This window comes from Paraburkholderia pallida (assembly GCF_004524855.1).
Taxonomy (GTDB): domain Bacteria; phylum Pseudomonadota; class Gammaproteobacteria; order Burkholderiales; family Burkholderiaceae; genus Paraburkholderia; species Paraburkholderia oxyphila.
The window spans coordinates 1,635,570-1,656,857 of sequence record NZ_CP038150.1 but is presented as its reverse complement, the minus strand read 5'-3'; the positions used below and the strand labels follow the sequence as shown (position 1 = coordinate 1,656,857).

The window sequence follows — 21,288 nt, the reverse complement described above, 5'->3', positions numbered from 1 at the left end:
TCCATGCTCAGGCTTGCCGGATATCTCGCGTTTGCTGCGTTGCTTGCTTCGTCGCTGGCACTCGGGTTGCTCGTGCGGCACCTGCGCAAGCTCGAGGCGGCCCGGAAACATCTTAAGGATACCCAGGCATGGTTGGACGAATCCATGCGTCTTGGCGTGCTGGAAGAACTGGCTGCCTCGATCGCCCATGAGATTGCCCAACCGCTTTCGGCCATCGTGCTGGACGGACAGGCGTGCCTGCGATGGATGCGCCAGGACAATCCGCCCAAGCACGAAATGCGGGACTGCGTCGAGCGGATGACGAGCGACGGCCGCCGCGCGGCCGAGACAATGGCTCAGGTTCGCCAGCGCGTGCGGCGGCCCCCGCCCCAGTTGATCCCCACGTCGATCAACGACGTGGTGCGGGCCATCGCACCGCTCATCGCGCACGAGATGGCCCGGCACGGCGCGACACTCGAACTGCGTCTGTCACCGGGGCTGCCCCAAACACTGGCGGACGCCGGCAAGCTCCAGCAGGTCTTCATGAATCTCACGCACAATGCGCTGCAGGCGATGAGCGGGATGAAGGAGCGGCCCGCCCGCATCGTCATTGCCTCACGGACCGATGAAGCGGGCGCGCTGGCCGTCTCGGTGGCCGACAACGGCCCCGGCATTGCGAGCGAAGACCTGGCGCAGATCTTCGAGCCGTTCCATACGACCCGGGACGGTGCGCTGGGACTGGGCCTTGCGATCTGCCGGTCCGTTGTGGAAGCGCACGGCGGCGAGATTCACGCCATCAACCATCCCGACTGCGGCGCGACTTTTCTGATCACGCTGCTGCCCGCCTGAATCGCAAACCGTTGGCGAAGAACGCCCGCTCGGCGCGCCATTCAGGGCCGTCTGCCGAATCCGCTGCGTGCCGCATGCAATTCGACGCGATCGGCTGTGGCCGCAGCCGAAATCGACACGAATTGCTCAATTTGACCTCCGATAATGGTCTGGACACAACACACCTGCCCCGTGCGCCGCACGGGTGCATTAAAACCATGGAGGAGTCAATGCAATTCACCCAAGCGATCGTTCGCCGTCCCTCGCCTTCCTGCGGCGCGGGCCTCACCACCGCCGCGCTCGGCGCGCCCGATTACGACAAGACCCTCACGCAGTTCCAGACGTACTGCGCGACGCTGCGCCAGCTAGGCGTCGAGCTGACCGAGCTGCCGCCGCTGGCCGCCTTCCCCGATTCGCATTTTGTCGAAGACGTCGCGGTCGTGACGCCGGAATTCGCGGTGATCACGCGCCCCGGCGCACCCGCACGGCGCGGCGAGACCGAGCATATCGAAGCGGCGCTGGCCGCGCATCGCGACCTGCTGCCGATGCGCGACGGCCGCCTCGACGGTGGCGACGTGATGCTGGTGGGCAAGCGCTTCTACATCGGCCTGACGGGCCGCACCGACGCCGACGGCATCGCCGCGTTCGAGTCGCTCGTGTCGCGCTACGGCTACACGGTGGTTGCGGTGCCGGTGGGCGCCGGCCTGCACCTGAAGTCGGTTGTCAACGCACTCGGCGACGACACGCTGCTCGTCACCGAAGCGTTGAGCGCGCATCCCGCGTTCGCCGACTATCGCCGCATCGCGGTCTCGGCCGCCGACGAATACGCGGGCAACACGCTGCGCGTGAACGGTGCGCTGATCACGCCGGCCGGCTATCCGCGCGTGCACGACGCAATCGCACAGCTCGGCCTGCCGCTGCACGTGATCGACACGAGCGAGTTCCGCAAGATGGATGGCGGCCTGACCTGCCTGTCGCTGCGCTTCTAGGCGGCTGGCGTGCGGCCCGCTTCGGCCGGATAATGTGGGTCCCGCGCGCAATGGGAGACATTGCGCGCACGAGCCACGACCCGACCGGAGCGAACGCGGATGACCGACAAGAAAATGCAGCTCGACAAGATCGACCTCCGGATCCTCGACATCCTGCGCAACGACGGGCGCATCTCGTACCGCAAGCTTTCGGAACTCGTGAATCTCACGCCGCGCCCGTGTCAGGCCCGCGTGGAACGGCTCGAGGCACTGGGCATCATCGAAGGCTACCGGGCGGTGATCAAGGCGCCACGCGCGACCAAGCCGATCGTCGTGCTCGCGCAAATCGTGCTGGCCGATCATGGACGCTCGCAGGCGCCGTTCGAAGAGGAAATGCGCGCGAACCCGGCCGTGCTCGATTGCTGGCTCGTTAGCGGCACGTTCGATTTTCTCGTGCGGCTCGCGTGCGAAGACCTCGACGAGTACCGGCGGATCGCGAACGACTGGCTCGAAAGCACGCGCTACCGCATCGAGAAGATCGTGACGACGGCCGAGCTGCAGGCGATCAAGCGCAGCGTTGTCTGACGCGGCAAGGTGCGATCGAAACGCGTTCTATACGGCAGCATTGGGCAGGCGAGCGGCTGGCAGTGCCGATTTCGGCTCGAACAACAAGCCTGTTTATTCGGATTCCGAATTAAATAGACAGGCTCGAATTCATTCTGGGTGAACACTATGGAAGCTTTGCAAGCGGCAGATGAGACGGCCGTATCGTCTGGGACGACGCTCAAGCGCCGTCTGCAGGGCCGCCACATCGCGATGATCGCGATTGGCGGGTCGATTGGCACGGGGCTGTTCGTTGCGTCGGGCGCGTCGATCGCGCAGGCGGGGCCAGGCGGCGCGATCGCCGCGTATATCGCGATCGGGATCATGGTCTATTTCGTCGTCACGGGCCTTGGCGAGATGGCCGCGCTGATGCCGGTATCGGGCTCGTTCGCGATCTATGGCGAGAAATACGTGGACGAAGGCTTCGGCGTCGCGCTCGGCTGGACCTACTGGTACAGCTGGGCCGTCACGATTGCGATCGAGCTGGTTGCCGGGCAGATCGTGATGCGGTACTGGTTTCCAGGCGTGCCGGGCATCTGGTGGGGCGCGGGCTTCCTCGTGCTGATCTTCCTGCTGAACACGCTTTCCGTGCGCGGCTTTGGCGAATCGGAGTACTGGTTCTCGCTGATCAAGGTGGTCACGGTGATTGCGTTCATCGCGGCCGGGCTGCTGATTGGGGCTGGCGTGCTGGGGAACGGGCACACGGCCGGCTGGCACAATTTCACGACTGGCGACGCGCCATTCGTTGGCGGCGTGCACGCGATGATGAGCGTGGCGCTGATTGCCGGATTTTCATTTCTCGGCACTGAACTGGTCGGGATCACGGCGGGCGAATCGGAGAATCCGCGCAAGACGATCCCGCGAGCGGTGAAGCAGATTTTCTGGCGCATCATGTTGTTTTATGTGCTCGCGATCTTCGTGATCGGGCTGCTGGTTCCGTACACGGACCCGAACCTGCTCAAGAGCGACGTGACCGACATTGGCGTGAGCCCGTTCACGCTGGTATTCAGCCACGCGGGCTTCCGGCTTGCTGCCGATGCGATGAATTTCGTGATTCTTACGGCGGTGTTGTCGGCTGGCAATTCGGGTACTTATGCGGCCACGCGGATGCTGTATAACCTCGCGGCGGAAGGGCGTGCGCCTGCCATGTTTGCGACCCTGTCGCCGGGTGGAGTGCCGCGTAATGCACTGTATGCGACGATGGCTGTGGGTGGGCTGTGCTTTCTGACTTCGCTCGTTAATAATCAGAGTATCTATTTGTGGTTGCTGAATACGGTGGGTATCACCGGCTTTATCGCGTGGCTTGGGATTGCGGTTTGTCATTACCGGTTTCGGAAGGGGTTTTTGAAGCAGGGCTTCCGGCTCGATCAGCTGCCGTATCGGGCGAAGTGGTTTCCGTTTGGGCCGCTTTTTGCTATCGCTGTGTGTGTTGTTATCTCGCTTGGGCAGGATTATCAGGCGTTTTTTGCGGCTCGCGTTGACTGGATGGAGATTCTTTCCATCTATGTCTGGATTCCGCTGTTTGTGGCGATATGGTGGGCTTATCGGCGGGTGCGGAAGAGCCGGCTCGTGAGGTATGAGGAGATGGAGATCCGGCCCTGGTTGACGCGCTCGGTTGAGGCGGTCGATGAAGTGGTGGCGCGGCGCGAGCAGGCGTGATGTTTTTTTTGACGCCCTTGCCCGGCGTGCTCACCCCCTGCGCCCACCCGCTTCGCCGGGAAGTTGCGGCACCAGCCAGCCCGCGGCCTTGAGTTCAGATGGACGCGCCGCGGGATTCTACGCAATGCCGAATGTATTTGGTGGGGGTTTATATGGCGTTGGCCTTAACTTGTTTTCGCGGCGGGCCGCGGGCGTTGCCCCTGTGCGGGGCGGCACCTACTTTTCTTTGCAGCCGCAAAGAAAAGTAGGCAAAAGAAAGCGGCTCACACCGCTAGTGTGACGCCGTCCCCCACTGCCCTGTAGATCGGAGCGGCTCCGGGGCATCCGTCGCCTCGCACACTCCGCGTTAGTGACAAGGGGCTCATTCTTCCCGCCGCGCGCTGCGCGCGGGCGGAAGGGTCTGCAAGGGAAACCGGGTGGGCGGGCCGGCGAATGCGCTGGGGTGCCACCCGGTAAATGCGCAGGGGGGCTGACCGGTAAATGCGAGGGCGTGCTGATCGGTCAATGACAAGGGGTACTGACCGGTAAATGCGCAGGGATACGGACCGGTTAATGCGCGGGCGTGCTGATCGGTGAGTGCAAGGGTATGCTGGCTGGCGAATGCGTGGGCGAGCTTCCATAGAATATGTTGGAGTACTACGAAAACGCGTGCGTTCCACTGGTTTTGGTTATGCCCCACGGCGCGCGTAGCGCCGCCGGATGGATGAGCCCTTAGTCACTCCGCTATACGCCGCGTGGTGACAGACGCTCCGGAGCCGCTCCGATGGACAGGGCAGTGGGGGACAGCGTCACACTGGCGGTGTGAGCGGCTTTCTTTTGCCTACTTTTCTTTGCCGCGGCAAAGAAAAGTAGGTGCCGCCCCGCACAGGGGCAACGCCTGCGGCCCGCCGCGAAAACAAGTTAAGGCCAACATAAAAACCAGGCGGCCCCAGCCGCCCCCCAGCACGAACCTTGCTTACCACCAGCGCACCCACCAATGCGCTGAAGAATCCTGCGGAACAGCGCCGGTCGCAACCAACGCTTTCCCCGAGGAGTGTTCGTGGACACCCAACTCTTCATCATGTTTAGCGCATTCGCGCTACTGAGCGCATGGTGCCTGTTCCTGATCGGCCACCTAGCCGACGGTCACGACGCGTTTCCAAACTTGTCCTCGCGCGCAAGCCGCCGTCGTTTGCCAAGAAGCAGCGGCCCGCGAGCACAAACCGCTACTCACAGCAAGGCAGAGCCTCCCCCCGTACTAGAAAAAGTGCCGCAACCCCACACCAACCACCGACTGAACATCGCCCGAAGCCGGCGACAGCGTATTGATCTGCGCCTGTGCGAAAGGTGATCTCTCGCCAGAAACACGCTGATAGACCCCTTGGGCATAAATGCTGGTGCGATGCGAGAGTGCATATTCGGCCACGAAACCGAACTGGTTCCAATGCGGCGAGCTCCCGTCGACCCGCGCCTCAGTGTACGTATAGGCGCCGCTCAGGCTGACCGCGGGCGTAACGTGCCAGACCGCATTGACCTCCGCGTTGTTAAAACTCAAGGAGCTCGCACCAGTGAAGCTCGCACTTTGATACTCGCCCGAGGGCTGCGAGAACGTGGTGCGCGTGAGATTCGCGTGCAAGTCCACTTTCGAGAGCGAGTACCCGAGCCCCACACCATAAATACGCTGCCCGTTAGCGGTGAAATTGGCGTCGGCCGCATCGACTGCGCCAAAGGTCCCAGGCGCGTCGTCGCCCGCATGATCGATCTGCTCGTAGACCAGCGCCGCGCTGATAGGCCCGTTTCGATAGCGCGCAGCCGCCTCCCAGACGCGGTTGTCGGCGAATCCCGAGCCGCCCGTCGCCGACGCCGCCTTGTTGCTGAACGCATAGGTCGCGCCCACGTCGAAGCCGCCAACGCTCACGCTTTCATAGCGCACCGCGTTGTTCAGCAAAAAGGAGTCCCAAAGATTGTCGTTGTCGAATGGGTGGGCGAAGAACGTGCCGCCCCAGTTTCCACCGGCTGAGAAGTCGCCAAGGTAAGCCGTCATCGAATCGGCCTGGCGGCCGAGCTTGAGCGTGCCGAGCCGCTCGTTCTGCAGGCCAATCCAGGCGTAGTCGCCCCACATGCGTCCGCTCGGCCACGCCGTGCCGTTGTTGGCGGAGAAGGTGGTGGAGAGCATGAACAATGCCTTGTTGCCGCCACCGAGATCTTCGGTGCCGCGCAGGCCCCATTTGGTGGGGGCCGTGGTGCCGCTGACCGTCTGCAGCGCATGGGCGCCGCCCTGGTTGCCGGTATAGACGATGCCCTCGTCGATGATGCCAAACAGGGTGACGCTGGAGTCATTGCTTGCGTGCGCGCCAAGCGCGAACGCGCCCAGCACGCAACCCAGTAGTGCGTGTCGTTTCATGTTTTCAATCAGCGGGTAGAAGCCCAACTGCGGGCCACGGTGAACCGCGCAGGACGCGCCGCGTGCGGGCGTGTCCCCGCGTCAGGCCGCGTGCGCCTGCACGGGTGCGGCGCTTACTTCGTTGCCGGCGTGGTGTCCAGATACTTGTGCGTCAGCCGGTCGATCGTGCCGTCCTGCTTGAGCTGCGCGATGGCCGCATCGAGCGCCTGCAGCGTATGCGGATCGTTCTTGCGCACGCCAATCACGCTGCTCATGGAAAGCAGCGCCGGATCGACGATCTGCGGGCCCGCCAGCTCGAAGCTCTTGCCCTCTGGCTTCGCGAGGAAGCCGAGCCGCGCCGCGGCGCCGATAACGAGCGTGCCGTCGAGCCGCCCGTTCGAGAGGTCGGCATAGACGCTGTTCTGGTCCGGGTACTCGACGATCGAAACGCCGTGTGGCGCCCAGTTCAGCTTCGCGAACGCCTCTTGGGTCGAGCCCTGCAAAACGCCGATCCGCTTGCCGGCCAGCGACGCCGCATTGGGCTGCAGGTGCGCGGCCTTCGGCGCGAGCAGGCGAATGTCCGCCGGATAGAGCGGAGTGGTGAAGTCCATCACGGCACGCCGCGCCGCGGTCGCCGCGAGCGACGCGTTGATCGCGTCGAACTTGCGCGATTGCAGGCCGGCGATCAGCCCGTCGAAGCTGCCCTCCACCCATTCGCATTTCACGTGCGCGGCGGCGCACAGCGCGTTGCCGAGCTCGATGTCGAGCCCGGCGAGCTGGCCGCTCGGCAGCTTGTATTCGTACGGCGGATAGGTCGGGTCGGTGCCGAAGCGCAAGGTTTCGGCCTGCGCGGATTGCGCGAGGGCGAGCGAGGCGGCGAGCGCTGTGCCGACGAGGATCGGCAACAGTTGCGGTTTCATCAGTGTCTCCTGACTGGATTGGGATTGCTGTTCAAGACGCGTTAGTGCACGCACTACGCGCTCAGGCGCGCGAGCGCCAGCGTCACGAAGAAGCGCACGCCTAGCGGCAGCACTTCGTCGTTGAAATCGAACTCGGGATGGTGGCAATAGACGCCGCCCTGGCCCAGCAGCACATAAGCACCGGGCCGACGCAGCAGGAATTCGGAGAAGTCCTCGGAGCCGTTGAGCGGCGCGAACTCACGCAGGACGTTCTCCGCGCCGAAGACCTCGGCCGCGGCAGCCGCCGCGGCCTCGGCCTGCGCGCGATGGTTGATCGTCGCCGGCGAGCTGCCGTAGAAGCGCACCGCGATCTCGCATTCGGTCGCGAGCGCCACGCCCGCGCAGATCGCCTCGATGCGCGCCTTCATGCGCGCGCGCACGCTTTCGTCGAAGGTGCGCACGGTGCCCGTCATTTTGGCCTGCGAAGGAATCACGTTCGATGCGCTGCCGGCATGAATGCTGCCGACGCTCAAAACGGCGGCCGCTGCCGGATCGATCGCGCGACTCACGACCGTCTGCAGCGCGCAGATGAGCTGCGCGGAGGCGGCGACCGGGTCCTTCGTTTTCTCCGGCGAGGACCCATGGCCACCCACGCCGGTCACGTCGATCTCGAACTCGTCGCAGGACGCGAGCATGGCCCCGTCGCGCACGCCGAACGTCCCCGGCGCGAAGTGGGGCGCGTTGTGCATCGCGTAGATCTCGTCGTACGGAAAACGCGTTTCGAGGCCGTCGTCGAGCATGGCGAGCGCGCCGCCGCCCGTCTCTTCCGCAGGTTGGAAGATCAGCACCAGCGTGCCGGCAAAATCGCGGTGGCGGCTGAAATGGCGCGCCGCGCCGAGCAGCATGGCGGTGTGGCCGTCGTGGCCGCAGCCGTGGAATACGCCTTGCCGCAAGGAGCGGTGCAACGGACGCCCTTCCTCGTTCATGGGCAGCGCATCCATGTCGGCGCGCAGCGCGATCGTGCGAACGCTGTTCGGCCCGCTCTCAGGCCCGCTGCGCGAGCCGCGAATCACGCCCACCACCCCGGTCTTGCCCACGCCCGTGTGGGTTTCGATATCCCAGGCGCGCAGTTTCGCCGCGACTAGCTCGCTCGTACGCATCTCGTCGAACGCTGTCTCCGGGTTCGCGTGGATGTCCCGCCGCAACGCGACGAGCTCGTCGAAGTCCGCATCGATCAAATCCGCTCCCATTTTTCCTCCCTCTCTTCGGTGCATGCGCTGCATTCCGTGAATTCCGTGCATCAGGCCGCGCCCGTGCGGTGGCGGCGAAGTGGCTATACTAGCCAGCGCCGCGACTGGTCAATTTCCAGTTTTTTATGTACATAGCCAAGGCTCATGGGCCGCGAAAGCGATGAAAACCACCCAACTGCGCATCCTCGTGGCCATTGCCGAGCACGGCACGCTGATGGCCGCCGCCCATGCGCTGTGCCTGTCCCAGCCCGCCGTGACCAAGAGCATCAAGGAGCTGGAGGCGCGCCTCGGCGTGCAACTGCTCGTGCGCAGCGGCTCGGGCATTCGTCTGACACCTTATGGCGAGGCGCTGCTGCGGCGCGCGCGCACCGTGGTTGGCGAGATCGAGCGCGCGGAGCAGGAACTGGAGGAGATGAAGACGTCTTCGGTGCTGACGATCCGGATTGGCGTGTCGCTGCTGGCCGCCTCGATCGTGGTGCCGGATGCGATCCACGCGTTTCGTGCGCGCTTTCCCAACGTGCCGCTCGACGTGTTCGAGTTCCAGACGACCCGGCTCATCGACGGCCTGCGCGACGGCTCGTTCGACATGTGCATCGGCTTTACGGCCCCGGGAGACGCCGGCACCGAGTTCCGCGTGGTCCCGCTGGGCTTTGTCGCGCAATCGCTCGCGCTCAAGCGCGGCGACCCGCTCACGGGCGAGACGCGGCTCACGCGCCTGCGCGAGGCGCACTGGCTCTATAACTACACGCGCAAGAGCATGCCGGCGTTCTGGGCCACGCTGACCGCGCAGGCTGGCGCGGGCGCGCAGCTCCCGCTGCCGGCGCGCGTCACCGTGTGCACGGCGCGGCGGCTCTATACGGAACTCGCGAGCGAGCCGGGCGTGGTGAGTGTGTGGCCGGACTTCCAGCTGGAAGAAGAAATCGCGCGCGGCACGCTGGAGCGCATCGCGCTCGATTGGGCGCTGCCCCGGCTCGAACTCAGCGTCATTTATCGCAAGGACCTCGTCCTGAGCGGCGAGGCGGAGTATTTCATCGAATGCCTGCAGAGCAAGGCGCTGCCGGGCTGAGCAGACGCCTGCCTTCTCTCACTCAAACCTGCCAACCGGCCTTTAGCCCTTCGTACACGGCTTCCTCCGCCGTACGCGGTGCGAGGCAGTCGCCAATTACGATCAGCTCGGCCAGCGGCGCATCTTCGCGGCCATTGGCGAGCGGCCGCAATGCCGCTTCGAGCCCGGACTCGGGCTTGTGGCCGTGACACAGCACGAGCGTATCGACGCCTTCAAAGACGATGGGCTCTTCGCTCGTGGTGTGCTGCATGAACACGGTATCGCCATCGCATCCATACAGGCGCGCGTAGGGCGTCACCGGAATCTGGCGCCGATGCAACTCGGCGGCAATATCGTCGCGCACATAAAGCGGCAGCGTCTCGCCCGCGTGCGTGCCGTTCACCGCGAGCCGAACCGAGGTCCCCGAGCGCGCCAGCAGTTCCGCCACGCCGGGCCCGATCCAGTCAGAGCGCCAGTCGACCACTAGCGCGCGCGCGCCCACTTGCGCCTCTCCGCGCAGCACCTGCCACGCGTTCACCACCGCCACGCCGCCGTCGCTTTCGAATTCGGGCAGCCAGGGCATCGCGCCTGTCGCGAGAATGACGGCGTCGGGCCGCAGATCACGGATCATCGCCGCATCCACGCGGGTGTTCTTCACCACGCGTGCGCCCGACAACTCGAGCTCGCGCGCGAGATTCGTCGCAATGCCGCCGAATTCGCTGCGGCGCGGCAGCAGTTGTGCGAGCAGCGCCTGCCCGCCGAGCTGATTGCCGGCCTCGTAGAGCGTGACGTCGTGCCCGCGCCTGGCGGCAGTGACCGCCGCCTTCATGCCGGCCGGGCCGCCTCCGACCACCACCACCTTGCGGCGCCGCGCGGCCGGCTTCATCTCGCCGTACGTGAGCTCGCGTCCCGTCTCGGGATGCTGGATGCACGAAATCGGATAACCGCGATGGAAGTGGCCGATACAGGCCTGGTTGCAGCCGATACAGGCGCGAATGTCGTCGGTATTGCCGGCCTGGGCCTTGACCGGCATTTGCGGATCGCAGATCAGCGCGCGCGTCATCCCGCATACGTCCGCCTGGCCTTTGGCGATGACCGCTTCCGCTTCGTGAGGCTGATTGATGCGACCGCCGACGAACACGGGAATCGAGAGGCTTTCCTTGAACGATTTCGCATCGGGGGCGACGTAGGCGTTGGCGAACGACATGGGTGGAGCGATATGCATCGCGCCGCCGAGCGAGGCCGAATTGCCGGCGATGATGTTCACGTAGTCGAGCTGCGCTTGTAGCTGCGTGCACGCGTGAAGCGCATCTTCGGCGGTGAGGCCGCTTGCATCGCGCTCGCCCGCGCTGATGCGCATGCCGATCACGAAGTCTTCGGAGGTTTGGCGGCGGATTTCTTCGAGCACTTCGCGGAGGAAGCGCAGACGGTTTTCGGGGGTGCCGCCGTATTCATCGGTGCGGTGGTTTACGCGTGGATTCAGGAATTGCGATGGTAGGTAGCCGTGGCTTGCCACGAATTCCACGCCGTCGAGGCCGGCCTCGTGCATGCGGCGCGCGGCCTGGCCGTAGCCGCGTACGATCTCGTCGATCATCGCGCGGGGGAGCTCGCGTGGCATCACGCGGAAGCGTTCGTTGGGCTCGGGTGAAGGTGCGTAGGCGACTGCCAGCAGGCCGTCTGCTGATTCCATTAGTTCGCGGCCTGGGTGGAAGAGCTGTGAGAACAGCTTGCAGTCGTAGGCGTGGACTGCTTCGGCGAGGCGGCGGTAGCCTGCGATGCAGCTGTCGTCGGTTGCCATCAGGAGGTGCGAAGTGTAGCGCGCGGTCTCGTGCACGCCAGCCACCTGCATCACGATCAGGCCCGCGCCGCCGCGCGCTCTGGCCTCGTGGTAGGCGATTAATGCGTCGTTGACGTGGCCGTCCGTTGGGAGCGTTGTGTCGTGGCCCGTCGACATGATGCGGTTCTTTAGCTTCGCAGCGCGAAGTTTTAGCGGCGTGAACAAGTGCGGAAACATTGTCGTGTTCATCTAGGCTTGCCTTTTTAGCAGGTTTGTTTGAGCGCTGGGCGCTCGGGCCTTTGTCGTTGGGTATCAGGCGTTGCGCCTTAACTTGTTTTCGCGGCGGGCCGCTAGCGTCGCCCCTGTGCGGGGCGGCACCTACTTTTCTTTGCCGCGGCAAAGAAAAGTAGGCAAAAGAAAGCCGCTCAAACCGCCAGTGTGACGCAGTTCACCACTCGACTTATAGCGGAGCGGCTCCGGGGCGTCTGTCACCACTCGCCGTCAACCGGAGTGACTAAGGGCTCATCCATCCGGCAGCGCTGCGCGCGCCGTGGGGCATAATCAAAACCAGTGTGACGCACGCATTTTCGTAGGACTCCAGCGTATTCGATCGGCGGCTCGCCCACGCATTCTCCAGCCAGTACACCCTTGCATTCACCGGTCAGCACGCCCGCGCATTCACCGGTCAGTATCCCGCGCATTTACCGGTCAGTACCCCTTGGCATTAACCAGTCAGCACGCCCTCGTATTTACCGGTCAGCACCCTGCGCATTTACCGGGCGGCACCCCCAACGCATTCGCCGGCCACCCCACTCGGTTTTCCTTGCAGCCCCTTCCGCCCGCGCGTAGCGCGCGGCGGGAAGAATGAGCCCCTTGTCACTAAGGCGGAGTGTGCGAGGCGACGGATGCCCCGGAGCCACTCCGATATACAGGGCAGTGGGGGACGGCGTCACACTAGCGGTTTGAGCCGCTTTCTTTTGCCTACTTTTCTTTGCGGCTGCAAAGAAAAGTAGGTGCCGCCCCGCACAGGGGCAACGCTTGCGGCCCGCCGCGAATACAAGTTAAGGCCAACACTAGGCACACAACAAGATTCAGGGATCGAGGGCCCCGCCGCCCCAACTACCCGACGGCTTCGAGCCCGTCATCTTAATCGCCACATCGCCCTGAGCGATCAACCGATCGCGATTCCTCGTCACAATGCGGCCGCTCTGCGGCGCCCTCATCGCGACTTCGCTGGAAGGATCGCCGGGCCTAGCAACGATCCGCGCAATCGTCTGCCCCTGCGCCACGCGCTCCCCCAACTCACAGCTATAAACGAGCACGCCTGCAACCGGCGCAAAAATCGTCTCCATATTCCCAATCGGCACGGCCTCGCCCTCCCAGCCCATGTGCTCAACACGCTCATCAACAACACCACGTGCACACAGAAATCGATAAATCCCATCTGCATCACGCTGCGCGAGCGCATCGCTCACATCCGACTGCCCGCGCAACTCGATCGTCGCAGCAAGAAGCAACCCAGCATGCGGCTCACGCCGCCCCCTCTCGACAATCGCGCCTTCGAACGCGCCATCGTCATCGTCGCCCCAGACGACCGCCACTTCCGCGCTCAATGCAGCGGCGAGGTCGCTAGCCTCCGGCCAGAACCCCTCATGCACATAAAGGTAAGGCAACGCCTCCGAATCCGTATGCAAATCCAGCACGATCTGCGCCTCGCTCGCCAGCGCAAACAACGCCTTCTGCCACGCGGCGAACGTACCAGGTTCGCGTTCCATGGCAATCGACTCATGAAAATGCCGATTGAAGTTGCGGCTCGTAGCATCATGAAAGCGCCCAAGCAAACGCCCATGGCGAAACTGCCCGAGCCCCAGCGGGTTCGCCTGCGGCACAACCGTGACGGTCCCTGCAAGACGCCCGCTCTCCTGCGCCTCCCGCAACCGCGGCAACAGCGTATGCAGCACGTGCATACCCGCGATCTCGTCCGCGTGCAGTCCCGCCTGCAAATGAACGCTCGGGCCATCGCCGCGCCCGTTCAAGCGCCACGCGCGCAGCGGCAGCGCCGCCCCCGAGTCGCCCGTCACGCTCAATTCAAGCGCGTCATGCATCGACCACCTCGAGGCTCGCGACAAACGAGGCAATCCGCTCGCAAGCATCGACAAGGCGCTGTTCATCCACCACGAAGCCAAAGCGCACGAAACCCTGCGCGGTATCGCCGAACGCACTCGCATCGAGCAGCGAGACCTTGCGCGCGTGAAAGAGCTGCCACGTGAACGCATGCGTATCGAGCCCCGTGCCGCGCACGTCCACCATCATGAACATGCCGGCCTCCGGCAACAGGCAGCGCAGCCCAGGCACTCGGCTCAAGCGTTCGTATACGACGTCGCGGCGGCGCCGGTACACGTCGCGCATCGCGCCCACGATCTGCTCGCGCTGTTCGAGCGCCGCCAGCGCGCCCTCCTGGATGAAACCCGGCAGTCCGTACAGCATGCACAGCGCGAGCCGCTCCAGATGCTCGACGAGCGGCGCCGGCGCCACCGCCCAGCCCGCGCGCCAGCCCGGCATCGCGTGCGACTTCGAAAAGCTCCCCAGCGTGATCGTGCGCTCCGCCATGCCCTCGAGCGACGCGATGCTCACATGCTCGCGCTCGAACACGAGGTCCGCGTAGACTTCGTCCGCCAGCACCCACAGGTCGTGCTGGCGCGCCAGCCGCGCAATCGCTTCCAGGTCGGCTCGCGGCATGACCACGCCCGTCGGGTTGCAAGGCGTCGCGAAGAAGATCGCTTTCGTGCGCGGAGTGATCGCCGCTTCGAGCCTCGCCAGATCGAGGTGGAAGCCGCGCTCGGGGTCCACCGGCACGCTCACGAGCGTCGCCCCCGAGGCGCGCACACTGGCCTCGTAGGTCAGGTACATCGGCTCGGGCACGATGACCTCGTCGCCCGCCTCGCAGATGCACTGCGCCACCGCGTACAAACCGTTCTGCGCCCCGGCGGTGACGATCACGTTGTCCATCGTCACGTCACAGCCCGTCGCTCTCGCATGCTCGCGCGCGAGCGCCGCGCGCAGCGCCGGGCGGCCCGCCACCTCGCTATAGTGCGTGTCGCCGCCGCGCAAGGCGGCTACGGCGCGCTCGACAATGGGCGCAGGCGTCGCGAAGTCCGGGTCGCCCACGCTCAGCATGATCACGTCCTCCCCTTCGGCCAGCGCGCGCTGCGCCGCGTAGTGAATCTCCCAGGCCGACGTGCGCTTGCCCTGCAGGCGCTCCACGAGTTTCGAAAATTTCATGCAGTCTCCTTGCTGCGGCCACTGCGCCGCCCCTGTTCGTGCTTAATCGTGCTTAATCGTGCTTCATCATGCATTCAGCGCGCCGAGCGAACCGGCACGCGGCGTTCGAGATAGCCGAAGCCCCGCTCGATCAGATACGCGAGCACGACGTAGATCACCGCGATGGCGAGCAAAGGCTCGTAGGTGCGCAGCGTTTGCGCGCGAATATAGTTGGCAGCGCCAAGCACATCCATGACCGCCACCGTCGAGGCCAGCGCCGTCGACTTGAGCAGCATCACCGACTCGCCGGCGAGCGTCGGCAGCAGGATCTGGATGGCCCGCGGTAGCCACACGCGACGCACGATCAAGAGCGGCCGCATCCCCATGGCGCGCGCGGCTTCCAGTTCGCCCTTGGGCACGCCGCGCAGTCCTGCGCGGATCACCTCGCCCACATAGGCGCCCACGCTCACCACCAGCGCGAACGCCACATACCAGAAGCCATCGCGCAGGAACGGCCAAAACACGCTCGTGCGCAGCCACGGCCATTGCGCGAAGAGCGAGCCCACGCCGTAGTAAAGGATGTAGATCTGCACGAGCAGCGGCGTGCCGCGTATGAGCGCGGTGAAGCCTTTGCTCGCATTCGCAATCAGCGGATTGCGCGAGATCCGCGCGAACGCGACGACCACCGCAAATGCGAAGCCCGCGATGCCCGAGACCAGCAGCAGCTTGATCGTGGTCACGAGGCCGAGCAGCAGCATGTTTCCGTACGACGGTATTACAGTCCAGTCCATCACTGTCACCTGCGAGAGTCAGGCCGGCCGCCGGCCGGCCGTGGTTTCATCAAGCTTGCGGCATCCAGCGGCCGAAACGGCGCTCGATCTCGCGGAAGAACGCGCCCGAAACGGTCGTGATCACGAAGTAGACCGCCGCCACCATCAGGTAGTAGTGCAGATATTCGCGCGTCGACCCAGCCGCCTGCTTGGCCGTGTACAGCAGCTCGGAGTACCCCACCACGCTGATCAGCGCGCTGTCCTTCACGAGGATGAGCCACAGGTTCGCGAAGCCCGCCAGCGCATAGGGCGCCATCGCCGGCAGGATCACGCGCCGGAACACGAGCACAGGCCGCGCGCCGAATGCCCGCCCGGCCTCGATCTGCCCATACGGAATCGCGAGCACCGCCCCGCGAATGATCTCGGCCGCGTAGGCGCCCTGCACGATGCCGAGCACCGTCACCGCCGCGGCAAAGCCGTTGACGCTCACGTCGCCCACGCCGATGGCGCGCATCAACAGGTTCACCGCGTCCGTGCCCGCGTAGTACAGCAGCAGGATCAGCAGCAGCTCGGGCACCGCGCGGCACACCGTCGTGTAGGCGTTGGCGATGCGCTCGAGCGTGCGCACGCCCGAGAGCTTGGCCGCCGCGCCCGCGAGCCCGAGCAGGAGGCCCACGGCAAAGGCCCCGAACGAGATTTCGAGCGTGACGAGCGCCCCCTGCAGCAGGGCGGCGGTCCAGCCGTCCGGGTCGATGCCGAGATACGCCACCCAGGTCCACGTGTTCATGCTATTCCCCCATCAGGCTTCGCGCGCGCCGTGCTCAATGCGGCCAGAGGTCGATCGTGAAGTACTTCTTCGCGATGGCGTCGTATTTGCCCGAGTCGTGGAGCTGCACGAGCGCCGTGTCGATGCGCTGCTTGAGCGCCACATCGTTCTTGCGCACGCCGGCGCCGATGCCGCTGCCGTAAATCGCCGGGTCCATCTTCACGCTGCCCGGGCCTTTCATTTCGACGGAGGCGCCGTCCTTCGTCTTGAGGAAGTCGATCACGCCGAGCTTGTCGAGGAACATCACGTCGATGCGGCCCGCGACGAGATCGGCATTGCAGTCGTCCTGGGTGTTATAGAGGCGTACCGTCGAAGTCTTGCCATAGGCGGCCTTGATGAACTCGGCGTTGCCGGTGGAGCCCTGCACGCCGATCACCTTGCCCGCGAGGCCCGCCGGCGTGAGCGTGAGCGGCACGTCCTTCGGTCCGACGAAGACGCCCGGCGTTTCATAGTACGGCCGCGAGAACGCGATGACTTTCTCGCGCTCGGGCGTGATCGACATCGAATTGAAGATCACGTCGATCTTGTCGCTTTGCAGCGCCGGAATGATGCCGTCCCACGACACCTCCTTGATCTGGCATTGGGCCTTCATCTGGTCGCAAAGCGCGCGGATCAGGTCGGCCTCGAAGCCGCTCCACTGCCCCGTGGGCGTCTTCATGGTAAACGGCGGATAAGGCTCGGCGGCCACGCCAAAGCGCAGCGTATCCGACGCGGCCGAGGCGCTGCCCGGCACGCTCAGCATCGTCAGGGCAGCCGTTGCAACCACAGCCAGGGCGCGAATCATTTTCTTCATGGTGGTGTACCTTTTTCGATCAACGGGTTGGACGCTACATGGGCTCGAATGCGCCGGCCGCCGCGTCGCGCGGCGCCGGCCGCACGACATTCAACGGCGCTGCTGATGCGCGGTGACGAACTGCCGGCACCGCTCGCTCTGCGGCGCGCCGAACACCTGCTCCGGCGTGCCGCTTTCCTCGATGCGCCCCTGGTGCAGGAACACGACCTTGCTCGAGACATCACGCGCGAAATCCATTTCGTGCGTGACCAGCAGCATCGTGCGGCCTTCGCAGGCCAGATCCCGAATCACTTTCAGGACTTCGCCCACGCGCTCGGGGTCGAGTGCGGAGGTGGGCTCGTCGAACAGCATGACCTTGGGACGCATGGCGAGCGCGCGCGCAATCGCCACGCGCTGCTGCTGGCCACCGGAAAGGAACGCGGGATAGACATGACGCTTGTCGGCGAGGCCGACGCGTTCGAGCAGTTGCTCGGCGCGGGCGATGGCTTCGGCGCGCGGTTCGCGCAGCACATGCACCGGCATTTCGATGATGTTTTCGAGCACCGTGCGGTGCGGCCACAAGTTGAAGCTCTGGAAGACCATGCCGAGCCGGGTGCGGATGCGCTCGACCTGGCGCGCATCGAGCGCAACAGTGCGGCCCTTGCGGTCGGTGCCGAGGCGGATCTCCTCGCCGTCCACGACGATCCTGCCGCTCGTGGGCATTTCCAGCAGGTTGATGCAGCGAAGCAGCGTGCTCTTGCCCGACCCGCTCGCGCCGATCAGCGAGATCACCTCGCCTTCGTTCGCGCCCAGCGAGACGCCCTTGAGCACCTCCAGATCGCCGAAGGACTTGTGCAGGTTCTCCACGCACACACGTTGCGCGCCCCCTCCCCGCTGTGCATCGGGGTGATGCGCGGTGTCGTTTGCCACGGCCAGCATGTTGTCTCCAGTGCCCTCTGCTGAAGCGATTCGAAGCGTCGCCCGCAGTGGCTTGTTGAATGGTCAACCAACCTTCATGGGTTCCGAGTATATGTTCTGTTGAACATTGGTTCAACTCGTTTCAATAAACTTTTTGCGTCGCGAAGCGGCTCCGGCTCTGGGGTCGTAGCACTGCAATTGAACAGATTTCCGACAGTCGCATATAATCGGCTGGGTAACCATAGTGAAAGGTGAACTGTGCCAAAAACCACTCGCAAAGAACCCGTGCCCACACGTGGGCGCGGGGTGCGCGAAACGCCTGAGGTACGCCAGCAATCCATCATCGAGGCGACGATGCGCTGCATCGCCCGCTACAGTTATTCGGATACGACGATCGATCGCATCTGTGCCGAGGCCAAGGTCTCGCGCGGGCTCATCAACCATCATTTCCAGTCGAAAGACGAGCTGATGGTGCAGACCTACAAGCGCCTTGCCGCCGACCTGCAGGAAGTCTCGCGCGCGGCCGCCGCGAACGCGTCGGGCCCCGAAGCGAAGCTCGACGCGATCATCAGGGTGTGCTTCGCCGCGCCCGTGTTCGCGCCGAAGAACGTGAAGGTCTGGCTGGGCTTCTGGAGCGTCGCGCATAGCGACCCGGTGATCCGCAAGGCGCACAAGGAGCTCTATGCGGGCTACCGGCAGGCGCTCAAGAAGCTGTTCGACCAGATTGGCGAAGTCCGCGGCGTGGAGGTCGACAGCGACCTCGCGGCGCTGACGCTGACCGCGCTGATCGACGGCTTCTGGCTGGAGCTCGCGCGCGACCCGAGCTCGTTCACGGCCGAGGACGCACTGCGTAGCTGTCTGGGCGCCGTGGAGAACTTCGTGACCGCGCGGATCATGCGCGCGGGCGCCTGAGCACGCCACGGTCTGCTCTGGCTCATCAGTGAAAAAGCCGCCGCCTTTTCAAAAAAGGCGGCGGCTTTTTTTCGTTGCAACGCGCTGCTAGCGCGATTTCATGCGACGCAGATTTCGATGAGCGTCGGCGCATCCTGCGCGGCCGCGCGTTGCAGCGCGTCGCCCAGCGCGTCGCCTTCGGCCACGCGTTGGGCCTGCCAGCCATACGCCTGCGCGAGCGCGACGAAGTCCGGCGTGTGCAGATCGACGCCGATCGGCTCCACCCCGCGATGCACCATCGCGTTCTTGATCTCGCCGTAGCCGCGGTTGTTCAGCAACAGCACGATCACGCGCGCGCCATGCTGGACCGCCGTGCCGAGCTCGCCCAGCGTGTATTGCAGGCCGCCGTCGCCCGCGAGACACACGACGGGCCGCGCCGGATCGGCGAGACTCGCGCCGATCGCCGCCGGCAAGCCGTAGCCGAGCGAGCCGAAGCCCACCGACGCGTTGAACCAGCTGCGCGGGCGCGGCGCCGCGTAACCGATGTTGCCCGAGTAGACCATGCGCGTGGAGTCACCCACGATGCACGCCTGCGGCAGCGCCTCACGCACGCTGTCGAGCAAGGCGAGATCGCGCTGCGTCTGCGCGTCGGCTTCGAGCCGGGCGGCGTCGCGGCACGCGGCCGCGCGCGTGGCGCCTGGCGAGCCCGCGCCTTCCGCGCGTGCGCCCGCCGCGCCCCATGAGCGGCGCAGCGCCGCGATGGTCTCGCCCACGTCGCCGAGCAACGGCAAGTCGGGCGGCGCGTTGCGAAAGATCTGTTGCGCGTCGATGTCGATACGCGCGAGCGTGCGCGGTGCGACGAAGGTGCCGTCCGCGTATAGGTCGTAGTCGGTCGGGCCCAGCTCGGTGCCGAGCGCGATCACGAGATCGCTCTCGCGCATCAGCGCGCGCACGGCCGCGCTCGAGGCTGACCAGGAGATCGCGAGCGGATGCGTGGGCGCGAGCATGCCGCGCCCGTTGATGGTCATGACCACCGGCGCATCGAGCGCTTGCGCGAGCCAGCGCACCTCGTCGGCGGCGCCGAGCGCCCCGCCGCCCGCGAGTATCAGCGGCGCCTTCGCGCGTTGCGCGGCCTCGCGCAGTGCGTCCAGCGCCTGCGGGGCCGCGGGGCCGGCCTGCACGCGCCGGGGCGCGGGCGGCGGCGAAGGCAGCGCGCCAGCAGGCGCGTTGATGACGTCGAGCGGCAGCTCGATATGCACGGGGCGCGGGCGCTCGCCCGAAAACACGGCGAACGCGCGCGCGATGACCTGAGGCAGCTCTTCGCCGCGCGTGACGGTGTGGCTGAACGCGGCGATGCTGCCAGCGAACTGGCGCTGATCGGGCAACTCGTGCAGGTGGCCGTTGCCCGAGCCCATCTGCCCGAGCGCGTTCACACTCGAAATCACGAGCATCGGAATCGAATCCGCGCTGGCCTGGGCCATCGCCGTTGCGATGTTCGTGACGCCGGGCCCGGTGATCACGAAGCACACGCCGGGGCGCCCCGTGGCGCGCGCATAGCCGTCGGCCATGAAGCCGAGCCCCTGCTCGTGACGCGCCGTGATGTGGCGCATGCCGCTGTGCTCGAGGCCGCGATACAGGTCGATGGTATGCACGCCGGGAATGCCGAAGACGGTATCCACGCCATAGGCCGCAAGCAACTCGACGAGGTACATGCCGACTGTTTTCATAGTCTGTCTTGAAGGAATCGGTGGAGGTGTTGGGAACCGGCAAGCCGGTTTGTCATGAAGCGAGGCCCGGCAGCAATTCGCGTATGCCTTGCGCAAGCATCTGGAACGCGATGGCGGTCAGCACGATACCCGAAAGCCGCTCGATGATGGTCCGGCCCATTTCGCTCAGGCGCTTGCACCACGAGCCCGAGCACAGGTACGTGAGGGCGATCACGCCCGCGTGCAGCACGCACGCGGCGCTCACGATGCACAGATCGCCGACCGTATGAAAGCGCGAGGCCGTCGTGATGACGAGCGAGATCACCGCGCTGCCGATCGAGAGCGGAAAAATCAGCGGCACCGCGATGTAGCCGCGCCACTGCGCGTGCTCGAGCCGGCCCGTGCCGCCGCGCCGCTCGTCCTTGTCCGCCTGCGTGCCGCGCATCATCGGAATCGACCACAGGCACAGCACGAGACCACCCGTGAGCGTCAGGGCGCCGAGCGTGAGGCCCAGCATGCGCAGCAGGAACTGGCCGCCCCAGACCGCTGCGACCATCGCTGCCGCGATCCACACGAACAGGCGCAACGCGATCTGCCGCTGCGTCGCGTCGGGGAAATGGCCCGTGACCGCCGCGTACATCGGCATCGCAACGGGCGGGCAAAACAACGTGAGCAGGCCCGTGAGGAACAGCAGTACGTCGCTGGACGTCATGGTGGTTTCGATCGGTTGGGTCGTGTGATGGGAGGAGAGCCGGATGGACGGGCCTTATGGAC

At 65.3% G+C, this 21,288-nt stretch carries 18 protein-coding genes; 6 read left to right on the top strand and 12 right to left on the bottom strand.

The annotated features are described in order from the left end of the window. Positions 1–3 precede the first annotated feature (3 nt). From E1956_RS33830 to E1956_RS33815, 4 genes are all read left to right on the top strand, one after another. Positions 4–828: a sensor histidine kinase gene (locus E1956_RS33830; protein WP_134757388.1), complete on the top strand. Its 825-nt coding sequence runs from the start codon at positions 4–6 to the stop codon at positions 826–828. A 209-nt stretch (positions 829–1,037) separates the two neighbouring features. Further along, the gene (locus E1956_RS33825) at positions 1,038–1,796 is read left to right on the top strand and encodes a dimethylarginine dimethylaminohydrolase family protein (protein WP_134757386.1); all 759 of its coding nucleotides are present in this window, start codon (positions 1,038–1,040) and stop codon (positions 1,794–1,796) included. Positions 1,797–1,895: 99 nt separating this feature from the next. After that, on the top strand, positions 1,896–2,360 hold the full coding sequence (locus E1956_RS33820; protein WP_028222250.1) for an Lrp/AsnC family transcriptional regulator: 465 nt from the start codon (positions 1,896–1,898) through the stop codon (positions 2,358–2,360). A gap of 147 nt (positions 2,361–2,507) precedes the next feature. After that, entirely contained in the window at positions 2,508–4,037 is a 1,530-nt protein-coding gene (locus E1956_RS33815) for an amino acid permease (RefSeq protein ID WP_134757384.1), read from the top strand. Between the two features lie 1,237 nt (positions 4,038–5,274). Here the strand turns inward: E1956_RS33815 and E1956_RS33810 are convergent. The 3 genes from E1956_RS33810 to E1956_RS33800 form a co-directional block, all read right to left on the bottom strand. After that, on the bottom strand, positions 5,275–6,420 hold the full coding sequence (locus E1956_RS33810; protein ID WP_134757382.1) for a porin: 1,146 nt from the start codon (positions 6,418–6,420) through the stop codon (positions 5,275–5,277). A gap of 113 nt (positions 6,421–6,533) precedes the next feature. Then, on the bottom strand, positions 6,534–7,319 hold the full coding sequence (locus E1956_RS33805; RefSeq protein ID WP_134757380.1) for an ABC transporter substrate-binding protein: 786 nt from the start codon (positions 7,317–7,319) through the stop codon (positions 6,534–6,536). Positions 7,320–7,372: 53 nt separating this feature from the next. Continuing rightward, a complete protein-coding gene (locus tag E1956_RS33800) occupies positions 7,373–8,548 on the bottom strand; it encodes an amidohydrolase (RefSeq protein ID WP_134757378.1) in 1,176 nt (391 codons plus the stop codon). Between the two features lie 160 nt (positions 8,549–8,708). On the opposite strand from E1956_RS33800, the gene E1956_RS33795 reads away from it, so the two are divergent. Then, positions 8,709–9,614, top strand: a complete 906-nt coding sequence (locus tag E1956_RS33795; RefSeq protein ID WP_134757376.1) for a LysR family transcriptional regulator — start codon at positions 8,709–8,711, stop codon at positions 9,612–9,614. Between the two features lie 22 nt (positions 9,615–9,636). Here E1956_RS33795 and E1956_RS33790 read toward each other — a convergent pair whose 3' ends face one another. From E1956_RS33790 to E1956_RS33760, 7 genes are all read right to left on the bottom strand, one after another. Then, positions 9,637–11,619 carry an oxidoreductase gene (locus E1956_RS33790; RefSeq protein ID WP_134757374.1) on the bottom strand — a complete coding sequence of 661 codons (1,983 nt, stop codon included), beginning with the start codon at positions 11,617–11,619 and terminating at the stop codon, positions 9,637–9,639. Between the two features lie 842 nt (positions 11,620–12,461). Beyond that, the gene (locus tag E1956_RS33785) at positions 12,462–13,451 is read right to left on the bottom strand and encodes a succinylglutamate desuccinylase/aspartoacylase domain-containing protein (protein WP_232072168.1); all 990 of its coding nucleotides are present in this window, start codon (positions 13,449–13,451) and stop codon (positions 12,462–12,464) included. A 16-nt stretch (positions 13,452–13,467) separates the two neighbouring features. Continuing rightward, a complete protein-coding gene (locus E1956_RS33780) occupies positions 13,468–14,652 on the bottom strand; it encodes a pyridoxal phosphate-dependent aminotransferase (RefSeq protein ID WP_134757372.1) in 1,185 nt (394 codons plus the stop codon). A 74-nt stretch (positions 14,653–14,726) separates the two neighbouring features. Continuing rightward, on the bottom strand, positions 14,727–15,422 hold the full coding sequence (locus tag E1956_RS33775) for an ABC transporter permease (protein ID WP_134757370.1): 696 nt from the start codon (positions 15,420–15,422) through the stop codon (positions 14,727–14,729). 49 nt (positions 15,423–15,471) lie between these two features. Next, entirely contained in the window at positions 15,472–16,188 is a 717-nt protein-coding gene (locus E1956_RS33770; protein WP_133197312.1) for an ABC transporter permease, read from the bottom strand. Between the two features lie 34 nt (positions 16,189–16,222). Further along, positions 16,223–17,020: a transporter substrate-binding domain-containing protein gene (locus E1956_RS33765; protein WP_134757368.1), complete on the bottom strand. Its 798-nt coding sequence runs from the start codon at positions 17,018–17,020 to the stop codon at positions 16,223–16,225. A 90-nt stretch (positions 17,021–17,110) separates the two neighbouring features. Then, positions 17,111–17,938 carry an ABC transporter ATP-binding protein gene (locus E1956_RS33760; RefSeq protein ID WP_134757366.1) on the bottom strand — a complete coding sequence of 276 codons (828 nt, stop codon included), beginning with the start codon at positions 17,936–17,938 and terminating at the stop codon, positions 17,111–17,113. A gap of 264 nt (positions 17,939–18,202) precedes the next feature. Here E1956_RS33760 and E1956_RS33755 point away from each other — a divergent pair, with 264 nt between their 5' ends. Beyond that, complete coding sequence (locus E1956_RS33755; RefSeq protein ID WP_232071977.1) at positions 18,203–18,829, top strand: TetR family transcriptional regulator C-terminal domain-containing protein; 627 nt, start codon at positions 18,203–18,205, stop codon at positions 18,827–18,829. A gap of 98 nt (positions 18,830–18,927) precedes the next feature. On the opposite strand, the gene E1956_RS33750 is transcribed toward E1956_RS33755, so the two are convergent. Together E1956_RS33750 and E1956_RS33745 are read right to left on the bottom strand one after the other, a co-directional pair. Beyond that, complete coding sequence (locus E1956_RS33750) at positions 18,928–20,535, bottom strand: 5-guanidino-2-oxopentanoate decarboxylase (protein WP_134757364.1); 1,608 nt, start codon at positions 20,533–20,535, stop codon at positions 18,928–18,930. Between the two features lie 52 nt (positions 20,536–20,587). Next, the gene (locus E1956_RS33745) at positions 20,588–21,226 is read right to left on the bottom strand and encodes a MarC family protein (protein ID WP_134757362.1); all 639 of its coding nucleotides are present in this window, start codon (positions 21,224–21,226) and stop codon (positions 20,588–20,590) included. Positions 21,227–21,288: the final 62 nt, after the last annotated feature.

Coding starts and splice junctions, on each gene's coding strand:
- E1956_RS33830 (WP_134757388.1), top strand. CDS start 4: ATGCTCAGGCTTGCCGGATATCTCGCGTTTGCTGCGTTGCTTGCTTCG.
- E1956_RS33825 (WP_134757386.1), top strand. CDS start 1,038: ATGCAATTCACCCAAGCGATCGTTCGCCGTCCCTCGCCTTCCTGCGGC.
- E1956_RS33820 (WP_028222250.1), top strand. CDS start 1,896: ATGACCGACAAGAAAATGCAGCTCGACAAGATCGACCTCCGGATCCTC.
- E1956_RS33815 (WP_134757384.1), top strand. CDS start 2,508: ATGGAAGCTTTGCAAGCGGCAGATGAGACGGCCGTATCGTCTGGGACG.
- E1956_RS33810 (WP_134757382.1), bottom strand. CDS start 6,420: ATGAAACGACACGCACTACTGGGTTGCGTGCTGGGCGCGTTCGCGCTT.
- E1956_RS33805 (WP_134757380.1), bottom strand. CDS start 7,319: ATGAAACCGCAACTGTTGCCGATCCTCGTCGGCACAGCGCTCGCCGCC.
- E1956_RS33800 (WP_134757378.1), bottom strand. CDS start 8,548: ATGGGAGCGGATTTGATCGATGCGGACTTCGACGAGCTCGTCGCGTTG.
- E1956_RS33795 (WP_134757376.1), top strand. CDS start 8,709: ATGAAAACCACCCAACTGCGCATCCTCGTGGCCATTGCCGAGCACGGC.
- E1956_RS33790 (WP_134757374.1), bottom strand. CDS start 11,619: ATGAACACGACAATGTTTCCGCACTTGTTCACGCCGCTAAAACTTCGC.
- E1956_RS33780 (WP_134757372.1), bottom strand. CDS start 14,652: ATGAAATTTTCGAAACTCGTGGAGCGCCTGCAGGGCAAGCGCACGTCG.
- E1956_RS33775 (WP_134757370.1), bottom strand. CDS start 15,422: ATGGACTGGACTGTAATACCGTCGTACGGAAACATGCTGCTGCTCGGC.
- E1956_RS33770 (WP_133197312.1), bottom strand. CDS start 16,188: ATGAACACGTGGACCTGGGTGGCGTATCTCGGCATCGACCCGGACGGC.
- E1956_RS33765 (WP_134757368.1), bottom strand. CDS start 17,020: ATGAAGAAAATGATTCGCGCCCTGGCTGTGGTTGCAACGGCTGCCCTG.
- E1956_RS33760 (WP_134757366.1), bottom strand. CDS start 17,938: ATGCTGGCCGTGGCAAACGACACCGCGCATCACCCCGATGCACAGCGG.
- E1956_RS33750 (WP_134757364.1), bottom strand. CDS start 20,535: ATGAAAACAGTCGGCATGTACCTCGTCGAGTTGCTTGCGGCCTATGGC.
- E1956_RS33745 (WP_134757362.1), bottom strand. CDS start 21,226: ATGACGTCCAGCGACGTACTGCTGTTCCTCACGGGCCTGCTCACGTTG.